The organism is Bacillus sp. SIMBA_154 (genome assembly GCF_046536015.1).
In the GTDB taxonomy this organism is placed as follows: Bacteria; Bacillota; Bacilli; order Bacillales; family Bacillaceae; genus Bacillus; species Bacillus pumilus_P.
The window spans coordinates 20817-42482 of sequence record NZ_JAWJBV010000010.1 but is presented as its reverse complement, the minus strand read 5'-3'; the positions used below and the strand labels follow the sequence as shown (position 1 = coordinate 42482).

At 42.0% G+C, this 21666-nt stretch carries 26 protein-coding genes; 17 read left to right on the top strand and 9 right to left on the bottom strand.

What is annotated here, in order from left to right:
- Nucleotides 1-130 precede the first annotated feature (130 nt).
- Both R0K30_RS14005 and R0K30_RS14000 read left to right on the top strand, forming a co-directional pair.
- Nucleotides 131-760 carry a rhamnogalacturonan acetylesterase gene (locus tag R0K30_RS14005; RefSeq protein ID WP_099727626.1) on the top strand — a complete coding sequence of 210 codons (630 nt, stop codon included), beginning with the start codon at nucleotides 131-133 and terminating at the stop codon, nucleotides 758-760.
- A 156-nt stretch (nucleotides 761-916) separates the two neighbouring features.
- Nucleotides 917-1957: an NAD(P)/FAD-dependent oxidoreductase gene (locus R0K30_RS14000; protein WP_099727625.1), complete on the top strand. Its 1041-nt coding sequence runs from the start codon at nucleotides 917-919 to the stop codon at nucleotides 1955-1957.
- Between the two features lie 62 nt (nucleotides 1958-2019).
- Here the strand turns inward: R0K30_RS14000 and R0K30_RS13995 are convergent, their stop codons facing one another.
- Nucleotides 2020-2346 carry a YnfA family protein gene (locus R0K30_RS13995; RefSeq protein WP_099727624.1) on the bottom strand — a complete coding sequence of 109 codons (327 nt, stop codon included), beginning with the start codon at nucleotides 2344-2346 and terminating at the stop codon, nucleotides 2020-2022.
- Nucleotides 2347-2704: 358 nt separating this feature from the next.
- Between R0K30_RS13995 and R0K30_RS13990 the strand changes: the two genes are divergently transcribed.
- From R0K30_RS13990 to R0K30_RS13970, 5 genes are all read left to right on the top strand, one after another.
- Entirely contained in the window at nucleotides 2705-3271 is a 567-nt protein-coding gene (locus R0K30_RS13990; RefSeq protein ID WP_256499415.1) for an RNA polymerase sigma factor, read from the top strand.
- Nucleotides 3268-4023 (top strand): anti-sigma factor, encoded by a 756-nt coding sequence (locus tag R0K30_RS13985; RefSeq protein ID WP_410611291.1) that lies wholly within the window; start codon nucleotides 3268-3270, stop codon nucleotides 4021-4023. The genes R0K30_RS13990 and R0K30_RS13985 overlap by 4 nt, the downstream gene beginning before the upstream one ends.
- Before the next feature lie 693 nt (nucleotides 4024-4716).
- A complete protein-coding gene (locus R0K30_RS13980; RefSeq protein WP_099727620.1) occupies nucleotides 4717-5742 on the top strand; it encodes a zinc-binding alcohol dehydrogenase family protein in 1026 nt (341 codons plus the stop codon).
- Nucleotides 5739-6266: a YfiT family bacillithiol transferase gene (locus tag R0K30_RS13975; protein ID WP_099727619.1), complete on the top strand. Its 528-nt coding sequence runs from the start codon at nucleotides 5739-5741 to the stop codon at nucleotides 6264-6266. The genes R0K30_RS13980 and R0K30_RS13975 overlap by 4 nt, the downstream gene beginning before the upstream one ends.
- A gap of 12 nt (nucleotides 6267-6278) precedes the next feature.
- Nucleotides 6279-6560 (top strand): hypothetical protein, encoded by a 282-nt coding sequence (locus R0K30_RS13970; protein ID WP_099727618.1) that lies wholly within the window; start codon nucleotides 6279-6281, stop codon nucleotides 6558-6560.
- Nucleotides 6561-6582: 22 nt separating this feature from the next.
- On the opposite strand, the gene R0K30_RS13965 is transcribed toward R0K30_RS13970, so the two are convergent.
- Nucleotides 6583-7062 carry a MarR family transcriptional regulator gene (locus R0K30_RS13965; protein WP_008341672.1) on the bottom strand — a complete coding sequence of 160 codons (480 nt, stop codon included), beginning with the start codon at nucleotides 7060-7062 and terminating at the stop codon, nucleotides 6583-6585.
- 168 nt (nucleotides 7063-7230) lie between these two features.
- Here R0K30_RS13965 and mprF point away from each other — a divergent pair, with 168 nt between their 5' ends.
- The 3 genes from mprF to R0K30_RS13950 all read left to right on the top strand — a co-directional run bounded on the left by mprF (nucleotide 7231) and on the right by R0K30_RS13950 (nucleotide 11251).
- Complete coding sequence (gene mprF, locus R0K30_RS13960; RefSeq protein ID WP_410611287.1) at nucleotides 7231-9801, top strand: bifunctional lysylphosphatidylglycerol flippase/synthetase MprF; 2571 nt, start codon at nucleotides 7231-7233, stop codon at nucleotides 9799-9801.
- Between the two features lie 93 nt (nucleotides 9802-9894).
- The gene (locus R0K30_RS13955) at nucleotides 9895-10446 is read left to right on the top strand and encodes a thioredoxin family protein (protein WP_099727616.1); all 552 of its coding nucleotides are present in this window, start codon (nucleotides 9895-9897) and stop codon (nucleotides 10444-10446) included.
- 337 nt (nucleotides 10447-10783) lie between these two features.
- A complete protein-coding gene (locus R0K30_RS13950) occupies nucleotides 10784-11251 on the top strand; it encodes a thiol-disulfide oxidoreductase DCC family protein (RefSeq protein ID WP_099727615.1) in 468 nt (155 codons plus the stop codon).
- A gap of 36 nt (nucleotides 11252-11287) precedes the next feature.
- Here R0K30_RS13950 and R0K30_RS13945 read toward each other — a convergent pair whose 3' ends face one another.
- Entirely contained in the window at nucleotides 11288-12544 is a 1257-nt protein-coding gene (locus tag R0K30_RS13945) for a transcriptional regulator (protein ID WP_099727614.1), read from the bottom strand.
- A gap of 272 nt (nucleotides 12545-12816) precedes the next feature.
- Between R0K30_RS13945 and R0K30_RS13940 the strand changes: the two genes are divergently transcribed.
- On the top strand, nucleotides 12817-13404 hold the full coding sequence (locus tag R0K30_RS13940; RefSeq protein ID WP_249705304.1) for a nitroreductase family protein: 588 nt from the start codon (nucleotides 12817-12819) through the stop codon (nucleotides 13402-13404).
- Nucleotides 13405-13438: 34 nt separating this feature from the next.
- Here the strand turns inward: R0K30_RS13940 and R0K30_RS13935 are convergent, their stop codons facing one another.
- From R0K30_RS13935 to R0K30_RS13925, 3 genes are all read right to left on the bottom strand, one after another.
- Nucleotides 13439-13594: a YfhD family protein gene (locus R0K30_RS13935; protein ID WP_099727612.1), complete on the bottom strand. Its 156-nt coding sequence runs from the start codon at nucleotides 13592-13594 to the stop codon at nucleotides 13439-13441.
- A gap of 61 nt (nucleotides 13595-13655) precedes the next feature.
- The gene (locus R0K30_RS13930) at nucleotides 13656-13766 is read right to left on the bottom strand and encodes a YfhE family protein (RefSeq protein WP_099727611.1); all 111 of its coding nucleotides are present in this window, start codon (nucleotides 13764-13766) and stop codon (nucleotides 13656-13658) included.
- A 52-nt stretch (nucleotides 13767-13818) separates the two neighbouring features.
- Nucleotides 13819-14715, bottom strand: a complete 897-nt coding sequence (locus tag R0K30_RS13925) for a TIGR01777 family oxidoreductase (protein ID WP_099727610.1) — start codon at nucleotides 14713-14715, stop codon at nucleotides 13819-13821.
- Between the two features lie 94 nt (nucleotides 14716-14809).
- Here R0K30_RS13925 and recX point away from each other — a divergent pair, with 94 nt between their 5' ends.
- Complete coding sequence (gene recX / locus R0K30_RS13920) at nucleotides 14810-15601, top strand: recombination regulator RecX (RefSeq protein ID WP_410611282.1); 792 nt, start codon at nucleotides 14810-14812, stop codon at nucleotides 15599-15601.
- A 3-nt stretch (nucleotides 15602-15604) separates the two neighbouring features.
- Entirely contained in the window at nucleotides 15605-15919 is a 315-nt protein-coding gene (locus R0K30_RS13915; RefSeq protein WP_105928239.1) for a YfhH family protein, read from the top strand.
- A gap of 21 nt (nucleotides 15920-15940) precedes the next feature.
- On the opposite strand, the gene R0K30_RS13910 is transcribed toward R0K30_RS13915, so the two are convergent.
- Both R0K30_RS13910 and R0K30_RS13905 read right to left on the bottom strand, forming a co-directional pair.
- Entirely contained in the window at nucleotides 15941-16114 is a 174-nt protein-coding gene (locus R0K30_RS13910) for a YpzG family protein (RefSeq protein ID WP_008360604.1), read from the bottom strand.
- A gap of 25 nt (nucleotides 16115-16139) precedes the next feature.
- Nucleotides 16140-16289 carry a small, acid-soluble spore protein K gene (locus R0K30_RS13905; RefSeq protein ID WP_003217849.1) on the bottom strand — a complete coding sequence of 50 codons (150 nt, stop codon included), beginning with the start codon at nucleotides 16287-16289 and terminating at the stop codon, nucleotides 16140-16142.
- 116 nt (nucleotides 16290-16405) lie between these two features.
- On the opposite strand from R0K30_RS13905, the gene R0K30_RS13900 reads away from it, so the two are divergent.
- From R0K30_RS13900 to R0K30_RS13885, 4 genes are all read left to right on the top strand, one after another.
- A complete protein-coding gene (locus R0K30_RS13900; protein WP_099727607.1) occupies nucleotides 16406-16678 on the top strand; it encodes a YfhJ family protein in 273 nt (90 codons plus the stop codon).
- A gap of 301 nt (nucleotides 16679-16979) precedes the next feature.
- Nucleotides 16980-17963, top strand: coding sequence for a glycosyltransferase family 2 protein (locus R0K30_RS13895; RefSeq protein ID WP_099727606.1), 984 nt, complete (start codon nucleotides 16980-16982; stop codon nucleotides 17961-17963).
- An 87-nt stretch (nucleotides 17964-18050) separates the two neighbouring features.
- Entirely contained in the window at nucleotides 18051-20642 is a 2592-nt protein-coding gene (locus R0K30_RS13890) for a YfhO family protein (protein ID WP_410611277.1), read from the top strand.
- A gap of 71 nt (nucleotides 20643-20713) precedes the next feature.
- Entirely contained in the window at nucleotides 20714-21187 is a 474-nt protein-coding gene (locus R0K30_RS13885) for a DinB family protein (protein ID WP_410611275.1), read from the top strand.
- A gap of 4 nt (nucleotides 21188-21191) precedes the next feature.
- Here the strand turns inward: R0K30_RS13885 and R0K30_RS13880 are convergent, their stop codons facing one another.
- The gene (locus R0K30_RS13880) at nucleotides 21192-21614 is read right to left on the bottom strand and encodes a regulatory YrvL family protein (protein WP_099727603.1); all 423 of its coding nucleotides are present in this window, start codon (nucleotides 21612-21614) and stop codon (nucleotides 21192-21194) included.
- Between the last annotated feature and the right edge of the window lie 52 nt (nucleotides 21615-21666).

Below are 21666 nucleotides of genomic sequence, written 5' to 3'. Positions count from 1 at the left end.
GTAAGCAGGGTTTTCATCATCAAAAAGAGAATGATTGAAGTAGCGATGCTGATTGTTTCTTATCTTTTCAGCAGCCACCAGTCTGCATCGCTCATAAGAGGTGGTTCAATGACAAAGGGGGCGTATGAACATGACAACCATCTATTTAGCTGGTGATTCAACCGTTTCATCTTACCCAGATCGTCCTGTTCAAGGAGGATGGGGAGAGTTTTTACACCGCTATACCGCGCATGATGTCAAAGTCGAGAACCGGGCAATCGGTGGAAGAAGCTCAAAAACATTCATTGAAGAAGGACGCCTTGATGCCATATTGGCTGAGATTCAGCCGGGAGACTGGCTTTTCACACAAATGGGGCACAATGATGCTTCAAAGGATAAGCCAGAGCGGCATACAGAGCCTTTTACAACGTATAAAAGCTACTTGTCTCAATATATTCACGGAGCAAGAGCGAAAGGGGCAACCCCGCTTTTATTAACCCCTGTCGGCCGTTTTCATGAAAAAGACGGAGAATATATCAATGATTTCCCTGATTACTGTGCCGCTATGAAAGAACTAGCCGATGAAGAAGAGGTTCTTCTCGTGGATTTAAATACCGCAAGTCTTCAGTTTTATCAAATTTCCGGCATTGAGAAAACGACTTCTTTCTTTATGCTGTCAACAGGCATTGAAGATCGCACGCATTTTACAAAAGAAGGAGCAGATGCGATTGCAAGACTTGTTTCTCTTGAACTAAAGGACCTTGGTTTAACCATTGTATGATGGACGGCAGGACGAGCGAGCGCTCGTCCTGTTCTTTTTTTGCAGAAAGCTATTGATTCCCGTAACCAGAGTAGACTACAATAGATACATATGATAATGAGAATCAATATCACTTATAAATAGATCGAACGATGAAAAACAACTGGAGGGACTCAAATGACAGATCAGCTTGAATTGTTTGACGTCACAATTATTGGCGGCGGTCCAGCAGGAATGTACACCGCCTTTTATAGTGGGATGCGGGACTTAAAGACGAAGGTACTTGAGTACAACGAAAGCCTTGGCGGAAAAATCCTTCTGTATCCTGAAAAAGTCATTTGGGATGTGGGCGGTTTGCCGCCAACAAGAGGAGAACAGCTGATTCAGCAGCTCGAGACGCAGGCGAAAACATTTGAACCCGAGATTGCGCTGAATCAAAAAATGACGAAATTCGAGCGCGTAGAGAATGATCACATCTTGCTGACGGCTGAAAATGGCGACCGTCATTTGACAAAGACCCTCATATTAGCCATGGGTCATGGGATCCCAGTCCAGCGGAAACTTGAAATCGAGCATGCAGACCGTTATGAGGTGACAAACCTGTATTACACAGTGCAGGAGCTCAAGACATTTGCAGGGAAGCGAGTAGTCATCTCTGGAGGAGGCGACTCAGCTGTTGATTGGGCAAATGCCCTTGTTTCAATTGCTGAAAGTGTCACCGTTGTGCATCGCCGTGACATGTTTGGCGGACATGAGAAAAACGTCGCCAACATGAAGGCATCTTGTGCACGAATTTTAACACCGCATGAACTGACAGAGCTTCACGGTCAAGGTGACAAAATTGATGCTGTCACGATTCAGCATTTAGAGACAGGTGACATCGAGCGAATTGAAACAGACGCTGTCATCGTCAATCATGGCATGAAAGGTGATTTAAGTGTTCTATCAGAATGGGGCTTAAAGCAAGGTGAATGGGGATTGATCGAGGTCAATGAAAATATGGAAACCAATTTACCCGGCGTATATGCGGTAGGCGATTTATGTACACACAAAAGCAAAGTTCGTTTAATTGCTGGTACGTTTGTTGACGGAGTAAATGCGTTGAATAGCGCAAAGCTTTACATCGAACCAGAAGCCGAAAAAGTGGCGTACGTCTCTTCCCATAATGAACGCTTTAAAGAGAAAAACAAAGAACTGCAAACGGCTGGAGCTCGTTAAATCATTCAAATAACATCATAAAAGTGCTGCCCGCATGTGGCAGCACTTTTTATATGGGGCTATTAACTGCGGGGCGCAAATAACATCACACTGACTCCTGCCAAACAGATCAAAGCACCTATCCAGTCGTAGAAATCAGGTGTTTTACGATCGACCCACCAGCCCCAAAACACAGCAAGAACAACAAACACACCGCCATAGGCCGCATAAACTCGTCCAAAGGTCGGGAACTGCTGGAAGGTAGGGATGACCCCATAAGCGACGAGGATGAGGCTGCCGGCGATTCCATAGCTGACAGGTTTTGCTTCACGCAGCCAAAGCCAGACAAGATAGCCGCCGCCAATTTCAGCTAAACCAGCTAATAGAAAAAGGACAATCGTTACAATCATTTACGGACACTCCAGTTCTCCTATTTTACGTTCTATTATGACATGATCAAAGAATGCGTTCTATCCAATTTGAATTGAGAGACTGGCGAGAGTTTGCTAAAATCAACTGAACAGTGAACGGTAACACATGGATTCTTGACTCTTTTGGCATAAGTGATCCAAATGGTCTATCAGTTCGTAAAGTAAGTACATTCTCATGAGGAGCACACTTCCTTTTTCAGCGCTCTTTTTTTCTCCTTAAAAAAAGAGTAAAGTACAAAGTAGGCTTATCACTGTAATCTCGTGATATAAGCAATACGTGAAGGATTTCATGATGAATGCAGCATGCTCTTTCTCATGAAAAAGGAAGGAGAGGACCATGGACACACTGAAGGACTTTGAGCTGTATCACAAGATCAAATATGATCGTCACAAGCCTTCGCTTGAAATGTTGTACGATCGTTATGAACGTGTATTATATTCGTTTATTTATAAAATGACTGGAAACCGTGAGCTGGCCGAGGAAGTGCTTCAAGAAGTCTTTATCAAGCTTTGGCGCGGCATAGGAGAATACAATATGGATAAAGGGAAATTCTCCTCGTGGTTATTCATGATGTCACGCAACACAGCCATTGATCTCCTAAGAAAACACCGGAACGAAACAGCACTGGAAGATGAACATATCGAATACTTAGCAGATCATCAAGAAGATGTGTCAAAAGAAGTAGAATGGAACGAGGAAAAACAAATCATACGTGAAGCAGTATCTACATTGTCAAAAGAACAGCAAACCATCATAGAAGATGTCTATTTTAAAGGACTGACACAAAAGAGCATTGCAGAAAAGCTAGGCATTCCCATTGGAACGGTGAAGGGAAGGGTTCGATTGTCATTGAAGCATTTACGAACGAGACTGTCTCGCGGAGGAAAGGAGGAAGAGGCATGACTCAGTGTAAACATCAAGTCATTGATTATTTCAACGGGCATTTACAAGGAGAAGAGAAGGTGCAATTTGAAGAGCACATCAAGCACTGCTCGGCTTGCAAAGAAGAGCTTGAAGAACTGACATCTCTCATGTCTGACATTCCGTTTCTAGCTGGTGACCAAACACCTCCGGCGGGGATGAAAGATCGCATTTTATCCCAAGTGTTTGAAGATGAGACGTCAGAGACAGTCGCAGAAAAGACCGACAAGAAAAAAGAGATCGAGGTCGTATCTGAACGAAACGAGATCAAACCGCCGCAAAAGAAGCGAAACCAATGGCTATTGCCACTCGTTGCCGCACTGTTTCTCATGTCTGCAGCTGGAAACGTGTATTTCCTGACGAATGGAAAAGAACAAGCGGAAGAACCTGTAAGAGTTGTTGCGACAAAGTCACTGGCATCTGCCGCATCACCAAAAACAACGGGTGCTTTTTCAGTGATCGAGCATAACGGCAAAAAAGAGCTTGTTGTGAGTGCAGACGGGTTAAAGGGTCAGCTTGATTCATCTGCTGTTTATCAAGTATGGCTCATTAAAGGAGATCAGCCGGTTCCAGCCGGAGCTTTTAAAACAGACAGCAAAGGGGAAGGCACGGTCACCTATGCGTTATCTGAAAAAGAAGCAAGCGAATCATGGGATACCGTGGCTGTCACCCTTGAACCAAAAGAGGATAACCAGCTTCCGCAAGGTCCTGTCGTACTAAGTGCCGCATTTTAAAGTTTGTTATTGAAAGGATGCCTTTTGAAGGGCGTCCTTTTTTAATAGGCCAAGGGAACCTTTTAAAAAATGAGACGTAGTACAGTAGAGGTGAAACACATGCAACCATACACAGAAAAACAACTATTTCTCTTATCATTCAGATACGCATTTATCGCTTTGTACTCTTTGGTGATTCCATTCATGGTAAAAGCCCTTTTTGTGCCATCCCCTTTATTTATTGTTTTGATCGCTCTTTTTATAACTCATAATCTAGTAGGAAGTATCGTGTGGTTTTACAAATCGAGACACATCCGAAAGCGTCAGTCAGGCGACCTATCCAAGCGGGGACATGTCTTTGTCCAGATCGTGCAAAGGCTCGAACAGCTCATGATAATCGGTTTTGTCATTCTCTGGATCAGCGAATGGATACAGGGAGGGGCAGATAACTTTACCCTCTCATTCACTATTTTTCTATTGATCATCTTTTCCCTGCATCACATTCAGTTTTATTACGTCCAACTATTCTTTAAGTCCAACAGCTGGTTCACTTATGTTCCTTCTTTGAAAAAGGCTCGTTCTTCTTATATTGTGAGGGAGCGAAAGGCTTTGAAGAGGTCATAAATGTGCAATCGCTCCGTTGATCCACCTATAAACATCAGAAAATTATGATAAAATGTGGAAAAGAAGCATGGAGAAAGGGAGTGCGAGCGAGTGAAAGCAGTTGGACTATTTGAGTACTTGCCGATTGAGCATGAGCAAAGCCTGATTGATCAAGAGGTAGCAAAGCCTCAAGCAGCTGGCCGAGATATACTGGTGAAGGTAGAGGCTGTGTCGGTGAATCCAGTTGATACAAAGGTGAGGTCACCGAAGGATCAGAAGGAAGAAGAACTGAAAATTCTTGGCTACGATGCAAGCGGAACGGTTGTTGAAGTAGGCGAAGATTGTACGTTGTTTCAGCCTGGTGACCACGTGTACTACGCAGGAGATATCACGCGTCAAGGCTCAAATAGTGAGTACCAGCTTGTGGATGAGCGCATTGTAGCGAAAAAGCCTGCAAATCTCTCTTTTGCAGAAGCAGCAGCGATTCCTCTTACAACGATTACGGCATATGAGGCTTTATTTGACCGGATGCATGTCAAGCGAAATGCAGAAGGCTCGACACTGCTTATCATCGGTGGTGCAGGCGGGGTGGGCTCGATTGCCATTCAGCTGGCCAAATTGGCGAAGGCAACCGTGATCGCCACCGCATCAAGACCAGAAACAAAAGAATGGTGTCTGTCATTAGGGGCCGATCATATCATTGACCATCATGAGCCGCTCTTCACGCAGCTTCAGGAAAAAGGGATTGGCGAAGTGGATTTCATTTTATGCTTAAATGATACAGACGGGCATTTTAAAGGCATGACAGAAGCCATTAAACCTCAAGGCACGATCTGTACCATTGTTGAAAATCAACACCATCTAGACATTCAATTGCTCAAAAACAAAAGTGCTGCATTTGTGTGGGAATTCATGTTCACACGGCCTATGTACGAAACAGCGGATATGATCAAGCAGCACGAGCTTTTAACTGAAGCGAGCGAGTTATTTGAACAGGGAAAATTAACGCATACTTTAACAAAGGTACTCAGCCCGATCAATGCCGCCAATTTGAAACAGGCACATCAAACGCTTGAGCAAGGGAAGATGATTGGTAAATTTGTGCTAGAAGGGTTTGAGAGAGGGGAGAGCATATGACGTCATTACAATATCCGATTGGCTTATATGAACCGGTTGAAACACAAACGAAAGAACAGCTTGAGGCATGGATCGAACAGTTGGCTGCGATTCCTCAACGGTATGAAGAGGTGACTGCACAGTTGGCAGATGCTCAGCTGGATACACCGTATCGGCCGGGAGGATGGACCGTCCGTCAGCTCATTCATCACGTAGCGGACAGCCATCTGAATGCTTACTTGCGATTCAAACTCGCTCTCACAGAAGTTACACCGCACATACGTCCATACGATCAGGAGGGATTTGCCTCCCTTCCAGATAGTAAGGCACCCATCAGCCTATCACTGTCCTTGATCAGCAGTCTGCATCGCAGGTGGGTCACCCTGCTTCGCGGGATGACAGAGGAAGACTTTAGCGCTGCTTATTATCATCCAGCCGATCAACAAACGGTGTCTTTATATGATGCAACAGGAATGTACGTCTGGCATTCACAGCACCACCTTGCCCATGTGACGGAATTAATCAAAAGAAATCAGTGGAATTAAAGGAGTAGACACATGTCTGGTAGAAGAATTGTCGGCGCCATGTTTATCTGTATGGCGGCATTGTTTTATATAGCAAAATACGTTTTGTTTGAGATACGCTATAGTAACAGCTTAGGCTCAGAAAGAACGATTGAGGAACTTGAACATCTGCTGCCTGGTGGGACATGGATCAGCATCATTTTTCTCATCATCGGTGTAGGTTATCTCTTATGGGATGACAGGGAAGTCATTCGTCAATATCTCTTCACCCCAGATCGACAAGTAGAAGAAATAAAAAAGACGGACCTCAAGTGACCGTCTTTTTTCCTTTTCATTTTTAGCCTCGTTCAGGACGTAGTGCCTTTTCTAAAATGGCTAGACCTTCATTGACTTTTTCTTTTTCCTCATCATTGAGCCGTTGCAGGGAATTTTTAATTTTTTCGTGTCCTTTTTGATAAATACTTCTGAAAATATTTTTGGCTTCCTCTGTCAGTTCTACAACAATGATTCGCCGGTCACGCTCAGAATGCTTTCGCTCGACAAAGTTAGACTGTTCTAAACGGTCAAGCAGGCCAGTCATATTGGACAAAGAAGCCCCCATTTTTTCAGCAATTTCGGATACCTTGAGAGAGCCATGGTTATTGAGCAGCATGAGCACCTTCATTTGAGGCATACTCATATCAAGCTTCATCCATTCAGAAACATCTCCAAGTCCTGCAGCAGTGAGCACTTTCATATAGAGCACCCATGTCTTTTTTTCCTCAGGAGATAGAATTTCTTCTTTTAGTACGGTGGTGTCATGAATATTATATTCCACGCTTGTTCACTTCCTTTAAGCGGCTCTTTTCTTTATATTACTGATTTTCCCTTCTAATTGAAAGTATCATCAAGCTTTTGAATGTTAAACTGCATGAATCAAGTGGTATTTGTTGTATAATAATGTTCAGTTGAAATAAATGAAGCAACCTAGAAAGTTGGGAAAAACATGTGGAACAAAAAAACGGGTATGACGATCTTAAAAATGCTCTTTCCGATCGTGATCATCCTTGTCTTAATTTTTGTCGCCAAGCAGGAGCTGAGCGGCCTTTCCATTAAAAAGACTTTTTATATTATTGACAGCTTGAATCGAATGGACTTGTTTATTCTTGTCTTTCTTGGACTTGTCGCGGTTTTATCGATGTCCTTATATGATTTTATTTTAAGAAGAAGCCTTAACATGCCAATCAGCGGCTGGAAAACGATTCGCATTTCTTGGATTGCGAACTCCTTTAACAGTGTACTTGGTTTCGGCGGCTTATCGGGAGCAGGGCTCAGAACGCTTCTATACAAAGAGTACATAACAGATACGAAAAAACTGCTGAAAGGCATTGCCCTTTTGACATCGTCTGTCCTTTTGGGCTTATCTATTTTCAGTGATTTGATCTTGGTCAGGGTTCTGCCTGTTGAAAGTATTATTAGTCAGGAGCCGTGGTTATGGGCATTTGTCATTATCTTTGCCTGTATTGTGCCAATTTACATCATCATGGCCTCGGTTCGAAAAAGCTCGATTGAGAGCGGTGAAAATGGACTGAAGCACCCGATCTACGCTTATATCGGCGCATCGTTTTTAGAATGGCTGGCAGCAGGTCTTGTCATGTACATGGCTGTCGTCTCAATGGGGATGAACGTCGATGTCCGTATTGTATTAGGCGTGTTTGCGATTGCATCAATCGGTGGTTTAATCAGTATGGTTCCGGGCGGATTTGGTTCATTTGATTTGATCTTTTTACTCAAAATGCAATACATTGGTTTTGACAAAGAGATGGTGCTGACGGCGCTAGTATTGTACCGCTTCGTGTACTCGATTTTCCCGTTTATCCTTGGACTATGTCTGGCTGCATATGATTTAACGGGAACGACGCTTAGACGTCTTGAAGGCAATCCGAGGATGGCACCTGCCATTGAAACAACGAACGTCTTAATTGTCTTACACCGCGCCCTATTAATCCGCTTATTGTACGGATCTTTATCCATTTTAACGTTAGGAAGCGGCCTGCTCATTATGGCTTCCGTTGTGCTACCTGTTGATCGGTTAGGCGTGATTACCAGCATTCCACGCTTTCTGTTATCGGGATTTAATGGTCTTTCTTTAATGTTTGGGATCATTCTGATGATTTTGTCCATAGAAGTGTATAAACGGACAAAAAGATCTTACGTGCTGACGATGATTGCCTTAGCTGGCGGCTTTGTGTTTACTTTGTTAAAAGGGTTTAACCTGAGTCTAATCTTTATTTTGCCAGTCATCATGGCGGTGTTTTTCTCTCTTCGACATCAATTTGTGAAGCAGCAGGCGCCGTATTCCTTGTATCAGTTTGTGGCGGCTGCCGCCGGATATTTACTCGTTTTGTTTAACTATAATGTCATTGGCAACTTTATTTGGACAAAAATCGGGCATTTCTTGAGCAAGGACTATTTGGTTCATAATGAACGGCATATCACGATGACAAGCGTGATTGCTTTAATCGGTGTACCGCTTTTCTTTTTCATTAGTAAATTGATTTTTAATAAAAAGGCATTTCCAATTGGAGAAGAGGCAGATGAAGAAAAATTAAACGCGTTTTTAGAAGAAAAGGGAGGAAATGCCCTCAGTCATCTTGGCTTTTTAGGAGACAAAAAGCTGTTTTTCTCAAGTGATGGAGAGGCGATGCTACAGTTTGGCCGAATTGGCCGCTGCGTCATTGTGCTCGGAGATCCATCTGGACGTAAAGCGTCTTATCCACTTGTACTTGAAGAGTTTTTGCAGCAGACCGAAAAAGCAGGCTATCGTGTCGCTTTTTACCAAGTAGAACGAGAAGGGATGGCTCTCTATCATGACTTAGGTTTTCACTTTTTTAAGCTTGGAGAAGAAGCCATGGTCGACTTAGAAACGTTTTCTCTATCAGGTAAGAAAAAATCAAATTTACGAGCTGTCGCTAATAAGTTTGAACGAGAAGGCTATACCTTTGAGATGGTGGAACCACCCTTTTCAAATGAATTTATTTCTACCTTAAAACAGATCTCTGACAGCTGGCTTGGAAAGAAAAAAGAAAAAGGATTTTCTCTCGGCTACTTTCATGAAGACTATCTTCAAAAAGCACCGATTGCGATCTTAAAGGATGAAAAGGGACAGATCATTTCCTTTGTGTCATTAATGCCGATGTACCAAGAAGGAGAAATATCCATCGACTTAATGCGTCATATGCATGATGCACCGAACGGAATGATGGATGCGCTGTTTATCCACCTTTTTCAATGGGGGAAAGAAAAAGGCTACAAATCCTTTAACATGGGAATGGCGCCTTTATCAAATGTAGGGACGTTCCATCAGTCGTTCCTCACAGAACGTTTGGCGAGTGTCATCTACAATAACGTCAGATATATGTATAGTTTCAGCGGATTACGGTCGTTTAAACAGAAATATAAACCCGAATGGCACGGGAAATATTTAGCGTATAAAAAGAATACGTCACTAGCTGTCACCATGGTGCTTGTCACTAAACTGATTGGGATGGACCCAAATCGGAAACGGCGTCAATAAATCAAAAACCTTTACCTTTCACTAGGTGAAGGTTTTTTTTTAGACAAAAGAATAGCAAAAGTGGTAAAGTTGAAGGGTAAGGGGGATGTTAAAATGACGACATTGAATGAATGGTTTATAAAGGGATTAGCTGAACGTACATATGTACACAACATGGAGAAAAACCGTGAAAATCTGCTCACGGTGTACAACCAGTACACAATTCATCAAAAAGAAAAAGAGCTGCTTCAACGGCTGCAAAAGAAAAAGCTAAGAGCGCTTGTCATCACAGCGGATTGGTGCGGGGATGCGATGGTCAATGTACCGATTTTCATGCGTATCGCGAGTGAAGCACTCATTGATGCGCGCTATTTCATTCGGGACGAGCATCTAGACCTGATGGATCAGTATTTAACGAACGGGACCGCAAGATCTATTCCGATTATCGTCATCATTGATCAGGATGGGAATGAAGTGGGGAAATGGGGACCTCGCTCAGCAGAAGCGCAGCGCTTTGTCGACGAGAAAAAACCGGACAAGGATGCACCTGACTTTGAAGAAGCATTTAAAGTTTTTGCTAAAGAAGCCGCTCATCACTATACGACAGATCGTTACTTATGGAAAGATATTGAGAAAGAAATAGTAGAAGTTTTGGCAAAAATATAAACCAAAAGACTACTTCGCCGCAATGGGAAGTAGTCTTTTTTTATCTTGTTTTTGCGTTTCACCTACAAAACACCGAATAAAGTTGTAGAAAAACCGCAGATTTCTATCAAATACCGCAGAAAACCGCAAAGCACCACGATTTTCCCAACCACTTTTAGTTGAAAAACCTCATATATGCCATGAAATCATCAATTTTGCCCTTATCTAAAGGCTCATATAACGCACGTTGGTTTGCTTTTTCCCAATACAAGAGGCCCAGCAACTATAGTAATCTAATTGTAATCTCCTTTGAACGAACTAAAAAAACAAATGACGGAAAAGGGCTGGCGATCAATCTATGAAAAAAATCATTTATCTCGATCAAGAAAAGAAAAAGCTCGCTGAATCAAAAAAAAGAGAACAGCGTTCCATCAAATCACTCAGGCTGCTTGTGTTTTATGATGGACAAAGTCCTACATGTGCAAAAGCGATTGACCTGTTAAAATCACTCGATTGGAAGAACCGTATACACTTTGAATCATTTAGACATTCACAGCTGCTGAGGCTGAATAAAATAAGTGAAGAGAAGGCAGAAAAACGAATCGTCTCTATTTCCTTAGCCAAAAATCAGAAAAATTCAGGGATCTATACTTTGCTGCGTATTGCTTATAACATCCCTGCATTATGGGGAACGGTCCCATTCATTATGCTCAGCATTTGGCTAGGATTTGGACAGCATGCGTATGATTATTTTGCGAGAAAACGATATATTCATTCTGTCGAACAAGTCACCCGTCCTGATACAGATCAGCAAAAAACCATTTAATGAATAGAAAAAGCATGACCTTCGATCGGCAGAAGGTCATGCTTTTTTGTAATAGGGCACATATGACGCTAAGTGATCAAGCAGCTTCCCCGTGTAGGACATATACGCACGTTCGTCAAGCTCAGAAGCTGCATAGGAAAGCAAGGTTCTAAGAGCAAACAAGTACTCACTGTGCAGCTGATTGTGTTCAAAATAAGGAATGGCTGCTTCGGCTAAATATGTTTTCAAATCATGAGGATTCTCCTCAATCATCAATTTATATATTTTAATCATATATAAACAGTTTGGCTGAATACGAGGCTGTTTTAACAGCTCGTGTATGTAAGGAAGCGCCTTTTTACGATCATATTCAGCATACAATGTCGCAATTTCATATAGCGTTTCACAGTAACGATCTTCTATCTGTTCTTGATTAAAGTAATTGAGTGAATCTAGTAAATAAGGCACAGCTGAAGAGAAATCACCTTCACGTTTTAAGAGCACCCCATAATAAAAATAAGCCGTCATTTTAATATAGGCATCAGGGTGAAGGGAAGTGTGCAAAATCACTTCTTTTAAATATTTCTTAGCTGTTTGAAAAGCTTTTAGTTCCAGTGAGATCACGCCATGAATGAGTGTACAGTGAATGATCCGCTTGAAATTGTTCTTTTGTCTATATAAATCCATCGCTTGATGTGTGGCTTCAAGCGCATCACCAAGATGTCCCATATTTCCAAGTGCTTTTGCATAGTGATAATACAGGTCACTTTGTTCAACAGACGCGTAGGAAAAGCAGCTTTCAAGTTTTTTCAGCCCTTCTTCAAGCTGACCATTTTTAATCTGATGGATGCCATCTAGATATTCAAAAATTTCTTTTTCCGTTTCAATAAAGGTTTTTTCAAACTTTTTGAGCACGCGGTGTGTTTTTAAGGCAAGCGGCTGTTTTTCCGTTAATAAATAAAATTGAAATAAGGACAAATGATACTGAATTCCTAAATCTAGCGAAAAGAACTGTTCCTCGTGTTGAATGATCATTTCTGCATTTTGTTCAGCCTGATCGAGTGCATAGAAATACATATTCATTTGAAACTCATCCAAGAGTGACAGCAGGTGACGCGCCTTTTGCGACAGCGTTTCTTGGCTGATACCAAGCCGTTCAAGCAGCAGATTAATCGTATCTTGATTGGCCTCCTTTGAGCCATTTTCAATTTTACTTAAATGAGAGACAGAACAAATTCCTTCTGCCAATTCAGATTGGGTCATATTTTGTTTATAACGATAGAGTTTAATGATTTGCCCAATATTGATTTTCATTCCATCCAGAAGCCTCCCTTCCAATCATGGGTTGAAAGCCTTTTGAAAAAATGACCGAATCAGACGAAATGGGAATACCTGAAATCATTTCATCATCTTGGCTGATTTCTCAAAATTTGTTTAAAACGTAATATGATTGTAACATTACTTGAAAAAGTCAAACAACTTTTTAGCAGATGGGGAGGGACACTCTATTTGCAACAGCACGTGATGATGTTTATAATGTGAATGAGAATCAATTTCAATTAAAATTGATTGAAAGGATGACATATATGCCAAACATGAAACAACAAACAGAAGCGTTAACGGTTCGAGACGCTGTCAGATATAGACGATCGATTCGAAAATTCAAAGAAACGGCAGTAACCATTGAGCAGCTTCAGCCATTATTAGAGGATGCGGTCTATGCACCAAATCATAAAATCACTGAGCCATGGCGCTTTCTATATGCGACAACTGCTGAAGCAAAAGCGACATTTGTTGAGCGCTTCATTGCTTTCTTTAAACGCAACAACCCAGATGCAAAGGAAGAAAAGATTACTCAATACAGAGACTACTTTACAAAAGTCCCAGCGCTATTATTTGTCGTATTAAAGGAAGACGAGAACCCAGTGGTGAGAAATGATGATTTTGCTGCAGTGAGCGCTTTGATTCAAAACTTCCAGCTGCTTGCTTGGGATCAAGGGATCGGTATGGTATGGAAGAGCGGCCGCATTTTATACGACAAAGGCTTTCAACAGGAGATGGGATTAAAGGAAAACGAGCGTTTTGCAGCCATCCTTCACATCGGTTATCCAGAAGAAGTCCCTGAAGAAAAATCACGTCAGAAGGCATCAAGCCTGCTTACTGAAATTAAATAAAAGCAGCCCTTTTTGAAAGGGACTGCTTTTTTACTTATTGTTTTTTGGCGCGCTGATCGGCTGCTTTCATACGAGCCATTGCTTTTACGTCATTTGGATCTGCAAGTTCTTTGGAAAATTCAACAAATTCGCCATCCGTCTCTTGAGCTGCGATTTCTTGGACAGATTTTTTGTGTTGGTCTTTTTTCAAAGCCTTCTCCTCCTTTACAAGATCACTATAGTTATGTGCTTGTTGGAGTGGAATATCCGTCTTATTTGCTTCTTTTTTCTGCTGCTCTTTCCGCTTTTTTGAATTCCTGCTGATACAGGACTTCCTGGGTCTTCTTCAGCTTCGAAGTTGGCTGGTGGTCTTTTTTCTTCATCAAATTGCCCCCTCATATCGTTTCTTAATAGGGTGGGTGTTTTTGACAAACTTTATTCCTCTGAATGTAAAATCGCTTCTTTTAGCTCAGGGTGCAAAAATTCATAAGAAGAAAGCTGGGCCTTTTTCGGCAGGGCACGCTGGCCCTTTAAAACAAGTAATGACATTTCGCCAAGTGCCGTTTTGATAACAAAGGATGGCACCTTCAGCCAGTGGGGGCGGTGAAGGGCGGATGCGATGGTTTGTCCGAGCCGCTGCATTTGAACAGGATTTGGAGAAGTGACATTGAGTGGACCCGATACCGCGTCATGCCGGATGGCAAAGGCAATGAGATGTGCCACATCTTCCACGTGAACCCACGATACCCATTGTGACCCCGAGCCGATGGTTCCACCGGCAAACAGTTTGTATGGCATGGTCATCAGAGGCAGTGTCCCTTTTTCTCCTAAAACAACCCCAAAGCGTGTATAGACAGTACGGATGCCGAGAGCTTCAATTTTTTGAGCCTCAGCTTCCCAAAGCTTTGACGTATGACTTAAGAAGTCTGTATCGGCTGGAGGGGCTTCCTCCGTAAAATCCTCTGTCTTAGAAGTGCCATAAATACCGACAGCACTGGCTTGAATGAGCACAGACGGTTTTGATTCCTGCGCTTCGATGATGCGTCTCACTTCTTGCGTTGATTGTAGACGGCTAGAGAGAATGCCTTCTTTCGCCTTGTCTGTCCAGCGTGTGAAAATGGATTTTCCAGCAAGGTTAATCCATACATCGATGGCAGGCAATTCATGTTCAGGCGTAGCACCTTCTGTCAGCCACTGCACGTAATGTAAATGATTTTGTTCGGATTCCTTTGGATTTCTTGTTAAAATATATAGATGATGTCCTTCGTCTGCGAGCACCTTTGTGACGTGCTGGCCGATAAAACCGGTTCCTCCGGTGATGGCGATATTCAATTGACATCTCTCCTCTCATATACATACCTATATCTTTCACAATTTTGAATCAGAAGAAACATCCTGACTGTTTTAGAAAAGGAGTGATTACAGGATGCCTTATATTACAAAAATTTCTGCTCAGAAAAACAATACAGAGCGCGTGAACATCTTTCTTGATGAAAAGTACGCCTTTAGCGTTGATTTAGATGTGCTCGTTCGGCACGATTTGAAAAAGGGGAAAGAGCTGGACGAAGCAGAGATCATTGAGATTCAATTCGGCGATTCCGTCAAAAAAGGATTTCAGCAGGCCGTCGATTATTTATCTTATCGCATGAGATCAGTGAAAGAAGTCACCGATTATTTAACGAAAAAAGAAATACCAGCACCTGCTATTAGTGAAATTATACACAAATTAAAGCATTATAAGTATGTAAATGATCTTGAATTTGCAGAAGCATATGTGAGCACCCACCGGAAAACGAACAGCAAAGGGCCTTCCGTCCTGAAAAAAGAATTAAAGCTGAAAGGCATAGACGATGACACCATTGAACAATCGCTATCGCAATATCCTGATGACTTACAGCTGGAGGAAGCCGTCAATCAGGTTCTCAAGCTGGTGAGAAAAGAAAAGAATCGTTCTGCAAAAGAGATCGAGCAGCGCATCAAGCTTCAGCTTCAGCGAAAGGGATTTTCGTTTGCGATCATTGATAAAGCCCTTCAAGAGGCCTATGATGGACAAGAAGAGGAAAAAGAAGAAGAAGCCCTCCTGTATATGCTAGAGAAGGCAAAGCGCAAGGTAGGATATGACGGATCTTTTGAAAAGAAGATGAAAGTGAAGCAATTTTTATACCGAAAAGGCTTTGATCTCGATACTATTGATCACGTATTAGACAAAGGGGAATAACAAATGGAAAAACGCTATAGTGAGATGACAGAATATGAATTAAAGCAGGAGATTGCAGCCCTTTCTGAAAAAGCTAGAAAGGCTGAGCAGCTAGGCATTGTGAATGAATACGCCGTCTTAGAGCGAAAAATTGATATGGCCAAAGCCTATTTATTAGATCCAGCATTGATTCAGACCAAGACGACCTATCAAATCAAAGACACAGACGAGCAATTTTACGTGGAATATCTAAACGGGGTGTTTGCTTGGGGGTACAGAGTGTCGGCTCCAAATAAAGAAGATGCCCTGCCGATTTCAATGCTTACGCAAAAGGACTGATCTGATGATCAGTCCTTTTCTTTACTTCGAACGCTGTTTACGGACGTTGTTCTGAAGTACGATGTCGTGCTGCGTTTGCTGCGTTTCTCCGTTGACCTGAGAGGCAGAATGCTTTGCATTCGCCCATGGTTGAGGGTAAGCGGTTGTCCTTAGTTGAACAAAGTCTGCCATATACGATTTCCCATTTGAACTCATATCTCAAGCACTCCCTTTGGAAAAATTAGCGTTTCCCTGATGCCCTCATACGTTCCTGTGGACGTGTATTCGTCTCACCATTCGGCCTTTTAGACGCATAAGCATCTGTGGCGCCTGGTTCGCCTTCAAACTTGTGATTCACTTGATTTGGAAAGCCTTTTGCTTTATTGCGCATATCGATTCCCTCCAAACAATACAAATCATTTGCGTCTTTTGAAGACGTAAGGGTAGTATATGAAAAAAGAGGTTTTTTTAAAAAGGCACTTTCTGCTAGATGAAGGAGGAACCGACATGGAACAATACTTTGAGCGATTAACAGAACAACTCATGGAAAAAAACAATATGCTGACATATGAAGAAGCACGTACATGGGTAGAGCTGCTTTGGAGTGATTTTGAAACGACCTATGCAAAGGCAGGCCGCAAGTATAAAGGACAGGAAACGACAGAACGGATTGTCCAAGAATGGATTGAGAGCTACGGTGCTCAGCTGCATTTATTTCAAAATAAACAATCAAAGGCAAACGAGCATCTGCAACAAAACCACAAAGGGCTTCTGCACTAAAAGAGTTGTCCTTTTCACTTCTACTCATCTTTTTTAAAAAACAGGAAAATATATTAAAGTAAAAACAATTTTATGAAACAATACCCAGTCTGTGATAGGAATTACAGGCTTTTTACAATGTTTAAACTTAAAATTACATTAAATTCATCTTGCTGAAAATCACTGGAAATAAAACTCTGATATAATGAAACGATTAAAGAGACATGTAATTTATGGATAATAAAAAAGGGTTTCGTTTTCTGACAAAAAAGGAATAATGAACATAACAGACTATGTGAAAAAAGTGAAGAGAAGGTGCGATATGGAACGGGAATTGCTCTCTGTTATAATTCCTTCTTACAATGAAGGTGAAAACATCAGACGAATCTTTGAGGCACTCGAGGAAGAGTTTCGCGATTTTCATTATGACTTTGAAATCATCTTTATTAATGATGGAAGCAAAGACAATACGCTTCAATACATGAGAGAGCTCTCTCGCAAAAGTGCAAAGGTCAAATATATTTCCTTTTCGCGTAACTTCGGGAAGGAAGCCGCTATTTTGGCAGGGCTTGAACATGCAAAGGGAGTAGCTGCGATCATTATGGACGCCGACCTGCAGCACCCGACGTATTTGATTCAGGATTTTGTCAGAGGGTATGAAGAAGGCTACCATCAAGTCATTGCCAAACGGAACCGTAAAGGAGACAGCAAGCTTCGCTCTTACTTATCATCGATGTACTATAAAATCATGAACAAGGTGGTTGAAGTAGACTTGCGTGATGGTGTAGGAGATTTCCGATTAATTTCACGCCAAGCAATCGACGCATTGCTGAAGCTGAAAGAGGGAAATCGTTTTTCGAAAGGGCTTTTTTGCTGGATTGGGTTTGAAGAAAAGGTCATCTATTATGAAAATGTCGAAAGACAGCATGGTGATACAAAATGGTCATTGAAGAAATTATTTAACTATGGCATTGATGGTGTGATTTCCTTTAACAACCGCCCGCTGCGTATTTGTTTTTATACTGGCATACTGATCTTATTCCTCTCTTTGATTTACATCGTGGCCACCTTTATTCAAATCGTCAGAACGGGCATTATGGTACCGGGTTATTTCACACTAATATCGGCTGTGCTTTTCCTCGGAGGTGTCCAGCTTTTGAGTCTAGGCGTGATTGGAGAATATATTGGCCGGATCTACTATGAAACGAAAAAGAGGCCGCATTATTTGATCCAAGAATCAAATGTCATGGAACAAGAGACAAGCTCAAAAGAACAAGACCGAGTGTTAACGCAGTTATTTAAATAACGTGGAGTCAAATAACCGGCAAGCACGATTCGCTTGCTGGATTGTTTTGTTTCAAAGAACAGTGGATCTTTTGTGGAAAGGATTTAGATGATGAAACGTAGATGGATAATCATTGGAATGTGCCTCATTCTCGCTCTATTAGGACACTCCTTTTTCTTATATGAATATACGCAAGGCCGATATATGACAGGAGATGGGGACGGCATTTCTCAAATGATCCCATTTAAAAAGCTGCTTTATGACGAATACGTCAAAGGAAACTTCTTTTATTCCTATCAATTTGGTCTAGGCGGCGGTACATACACACAATTAGGCTATTATTTTACAACGTCGACTGTCTTTATGGTCACAGTGCTTGTTGTCTGGATAATGAATGCGCTTCATCTCATTCAGTCAACGGACATTCATTTCTGGGCAAATGCGGTGATTTGGATCAGCGTGATCAAGCTGACGTTGATTCTTTTCATTGCCTATCGCGTTCTATTTTCGTTGGTTCAAAATAGACTTGGCGCACTGACTAGTGCCGGGATCTATGGGCTGTCTATTGTGTATTTTCGACACGAAACATTTTGGGAATTTTTCACCGACAGCATGATGTGGCTCCCGCTGCTTGTGCTTGGGATTGAACGTATTTTCAAAACAGGCAAGCCGGCTTGGTTTATTGTGGCTTGCAGCCTCATGCTGATCAACAATTTTTACTTTGCTTATATTCACTTTATCTTTTTAGCGATTTATCTCGTATTCAGATATATGATCAAGCTTCGGAGCGAGGAGCGCGGCTGGAAGGTTTTCTGGACCCTTGCGATTTCAACGCTTTTATCCTTTGGGATCAGTGCCGCCTTTTTTATCCCATCTGTTTACGGCTTTCTCAATAATATAAGACCGCCTTATGAACAGTCGATTCCTTGGTTCGAGCTGCATGATCATCTGCTGTTTACAAGCAGGGTGTATTTATTACCGGTGATCTTTCTCATTTGTTTGTTCCTCGTTCCGCTTTATCGGAACAGGTGGTTTTTCATGTTTACATCGATTAGCGTTCTGCTTATTATTTTTCACTACAGTCCAAAGATGGCGAGCGTGTTTAATGGTTTTTCGGCACCGCAGTACCGGTTTGAATACATTCTTGCCTTTACAGTTGGAGCGGTCGTCGCCATTACCATCAAGCATTTTGCGCAAATCGAGTGGAAGTGGAAAAAGCGGGCGGTATTAGGTGCCTGGATGGTTTTCCTTCTCACTGTATTCTTGTCAGAACGAGCGATGGGGAATATGGATGTCGTTGTATTTACAGGCATAGGACTGCTTGTGATTAGCTTGTTCTTCCTTTGGATACATGCTGAGAAACGTCAGCACCTTCGTCTCTTTTCAGCTGTGCTCATTGTCGTTAGCCTACTGACAGCAGGCATTTATCAACAGGTTTATTTATCTGAAAGCAGCAATATCAAGGAAGTATCAGATACGTATATGAAGAGTGAGGCGTATGCTGGCCCTGAGCAAATGAAGCTCATTCAGCAAATTCAAAGCCGCTCAAAAGACCCGCTCGCCCGAATTGATTGGATGAATGGTGTGCGAAACAATACCCCGTTATTTGAAGGCTTTCAAGGGATGAGTGTGTATTCGAGTATATTGAATAAGCATTTGCTCAATTTCTACTGGAATGACCTGCAAATTGATATGGGACGAGAAAGTGTCAGCCGTTATGCGACAATGGGTGACCGAGCGAATTTATACAGCCTGACCTACGGCAAGTATTATATGAGAGACAAAGCGATGTCTTACTCACCGCCAGCTTATTTCAAGCCGATGTTGGAAAGCGAGCATTATGAGGTGTATGAAAATACAAGGCCGCTGCCATTTGCAAGAACAACAAGCAACGTCTATTCAGAAGCATCCCTAGAGCATTCGTCAGCACTTGATAGAGAGCACGCGATGCTGCAAGGCGTGATTTTAGACAAAAAAGGGAACGCTGAAATCGAGCACTCACCCGATCAAGTAAAGGATACAAACATTCATACTGAACAAGCGGTGTATGAAAATGGTGTGCTTGATGTATACGGAAAAACGGGCGGGCTGAATATCACGCTTCCAGATGATATGGCCCGTGCCGGGGATGTGTATGTGAGCTTTTATGTCAAGCGGACAGACCGTAACGAAGGGTTTCAGTTGTCTCTTGATGACTACGTCACATCACGAAAAAGCAATACATCGATCTACAAAACAGGCGTCAATGAAGTGACCATTCGGGTCCCTGCTGAAAAGATCCTCTCTATTCGAGTGCCAAAAGGGACGTATGAACTGAGTCAATTAAAGCTGTATCACGAACCATATCGCATCTTAGAGCAAGCATATGAAAAAGAAAAACAGGATGACGGCAGCCAGCAGGTGAAGCTCGAAAACAACCGCTTTACGATTTCATATAATAACAAGCGCGGCGATGATTATATGGTTCTGCCAGTTCCATATGAAAAAGGCTGGGAGCTCACTGTGAACGGACAACAAACTGATATTGAACAAGCCAACTACGCATTCATCGGCTTTCCAATAGAGAAAGGCGAAAACGAGATTGTGCTAACCTATTATCCGCCTTATATCAGAATTCTCGCGTTGATTTCATTGATCAGTCTGATAGCTGCAATCCTTTATGCACGTAGAAAACACAAGAAACACCACTTTTCATCATAAGTGGTGTTTTTTTATCTTTCTTATCACCTAATTGATACAATCTATATAAAGCATGTATGGGGGAGAGCCATTTGACGTTAAACAAAGAATCTATTATTGATCATTATGAACACACCCTTGAATGGGTACAGTCGCTCACAGAAGTAACAGACCAAGAATGGCGCAGCGCTATCGCTGATGGAAAGTGGAGCATTGCTGAGATCATCTCACATTTCGTTCCGTGGGATGAATTTATTTTACACGATCGCCTAAAGGAATTTTGGAACAATCGGCCGTTACCTCAAGGACCTGATGTGCACAAAATGAACCAGCAGTCAGCCGAAAGAGCGAGAAAGGAAGAAAAAAGTGAGACCATTCGACGATTTATTGCTGTCAGAACAGAATTACTTCAAGAAATGAAGAAAATCGAAGCATCTCGCTGGAATACATCCTTTTTTATCGGTCAAACCGAGCTGACGTTATCAAGTTATTTTCAAGGGCTGATTGAGCATGATATTCATCATATGAAGCAGATCAAAGACGCACTCTCTCCAGAAAGACAATAGAGAGTCACGAAGCTTCTTTCTCAAACGGAAACGTAGCATAATCAAACAAAAAATGAAACAAACAAAGGCTTAGAGCAAAGAGAATTTCCTCAGAGGTAGAAAGCCAAATGCCGCCCACCAATTCGTCTGATAAATAGACGGCTCCCCAAATAAACAAAAGATGAAGTGAAATGGCATAAAAAACGATCGATCGTTTTTTGGACCGGCACTTTTTGACAAACCGCACGAGCACATGTTCCACATGTTCAAAAGATATCCCAAGCACGACATAGATGCCCATAAACAGCAGCATCGATAAAATCGATTGATAAAAAGCACCCGTCAAATGAAAGAACAGCACACAAAACAACAAAAATATGTAACAGACAGCAGAGGCTGCCATGAGCCATTTCAGCCCTTGCCATAAAGCGTGAACAGATTGCTGCATATGTAAACAATCACTCCTTTACATGAAATACCTGCAAAAAGGACAGGCCTTT

Excerpts from the sequence above, each read along its gene's own strand:
- R0K30_RS13940 (WP_249705304.1), top strand. The coding sequence starts at position 12,817 with ATGCCAAACATGAAACAACAAACAGAAGCGTTAACGGTTCGAGACGCT.
- R0K30_RS14000 (WP_099727625.1), top strand. The coding sequence starts at position 917 with ATGACAGATCAGCTTGAATTGTTTGACGTCACAATTATTGGCGGCGGT.
- R0K30_RS13895 (WP_099727606.1), top strand. The coding sequence starts at position 16,980 with ATGGAACGGGAATTGCTCTCTGTTATAATTCCTTCTTACAATGAAGGT.
- R0K30_RS13905 (WP_003217849.1), bottom strand. The coding sequence starts at position 16,289 with ATGCGCAATAAAGCAAAAGGCTTTCCAAATCAAGTGAATCACAAGTTT.
- R0K30_RS13900 (WP_099727607.1), top strand. The coding sequence starts at position 16,406 with ATGGAACAATACTTTGAGCGATTAACAGAACAACTCATGGAAAAAAAC.
- R0K30_RS13910 (WP_008360604.1), bottom strand. The coding sequence starts at position 16,114 with ATGAGTTCAAATGGGAAATCGTATATGGCAGACTTTGTTCAACTAAGG.
- recX (WP_410611282.1), top strand. The coding sequence starts at position 14,810 with ATGCCTTATATTACAAAAATTTCTGCTCAGAAAAACAATACAGAGCGC.
- R0K30_RS13880 (WP_099727603.1), bottom strand. The coding sequence starts at position 21,614 with ATGCAGCAATCTGTTCACGCTTTATGGCAAGGGCTGAAATGGCTCATG.
- R0K30_RS13945 (WP_099727614.1), bottom strand. The coding sequence starts at position 12,544 with ATGAAAATCAATATTGGGCAAATCATTAAACTCTATCGTTATAAACAA.
- R0K30_RS13915 (WP_105928239.1), top strand. The coding sequence starts at position 15,605 with ATGGAAAAACGCTATAGTGAGATGACAGAATATGAATTAAAGCAGGAG.
- R0K30_RS13975 (WP_099727619.1), top strand. The coding sequence starts at position 5,739 with ATGACGTCATTACAATATCCGATTGGCTTATATGAACCGGTTGAAACA.
- R0K30_RS13955 (WP_099727616.1), top strand. The coding sequence starts at position 9,895 with ATGACGACATTGAATGAATGGTTTATAAAGGGATTAGCTGAACGTACA.
- R0K30_RS13990 (WP_256499415.1), top strand. The coding sequence starts at position 2,705 with ATGGACACACTGAAGGACTTTGAGCTGTATCACAAGATCAAATATGAT.
- mprF (WP_410611287.1), top strand. The coding sequence starts at position 7,231 with ATGTGGAACAAAAAAACGGGTATGACGATCTTAAAAATGCTCTTTCCG.
- R0K30_RS14005 (WP_099727626.1), top strand. The coding sequence starts at position 131 with ATGACAACCATCTATTTAGCTGGTGATTCAACCGTTTCATCTTACCCA.
- R0K30_RS13970 (WP_099727618.1), top strand. The coding sequence starts at position 6,279 with ATGTCTGGTAGAAGAATTGTCGGCGCCATGTTTATCTGTATGGCGGCA.
- R0K30_RS13950 (WP_099727615.1), top strand. The coding sequence starts at position 10,784 with ATGAAAAAAATCATTTATCTCGATCAAGAAAAGAAAAAGCTCGCTGAA.
- R0K30_RS13890 (WP_410611277.1), top strand. The coding sequence starts at position 18,051 with ATGATGAAACGTAGATGGATAATCATTGGAATGTGCCTCATTCTCGCT.
- R0K30_RS13995 (WP_099727624.1), bottom strand. The coding sequence starts at position 2,346 with ATGATTGTAACGATTGTCCTTTTTCTATTAGCTGGTTTAGCTGAAATT.
- R0K30_RS13930 (WP_099727611.1), bottom strand. The coding sequence starts at position 13,766 with ATGAAGAAAAAAGACCACCAGCCAACTTCGAAGCTGAAGAAGACCCAG.
- R0K30_RS13985 (WP_410611291.1), top strand. The coding sequence starts at position 3,268 with ATGACTCAGTGTAAACATCAAGTCATTGATTATTTCAACGGGCATTTA.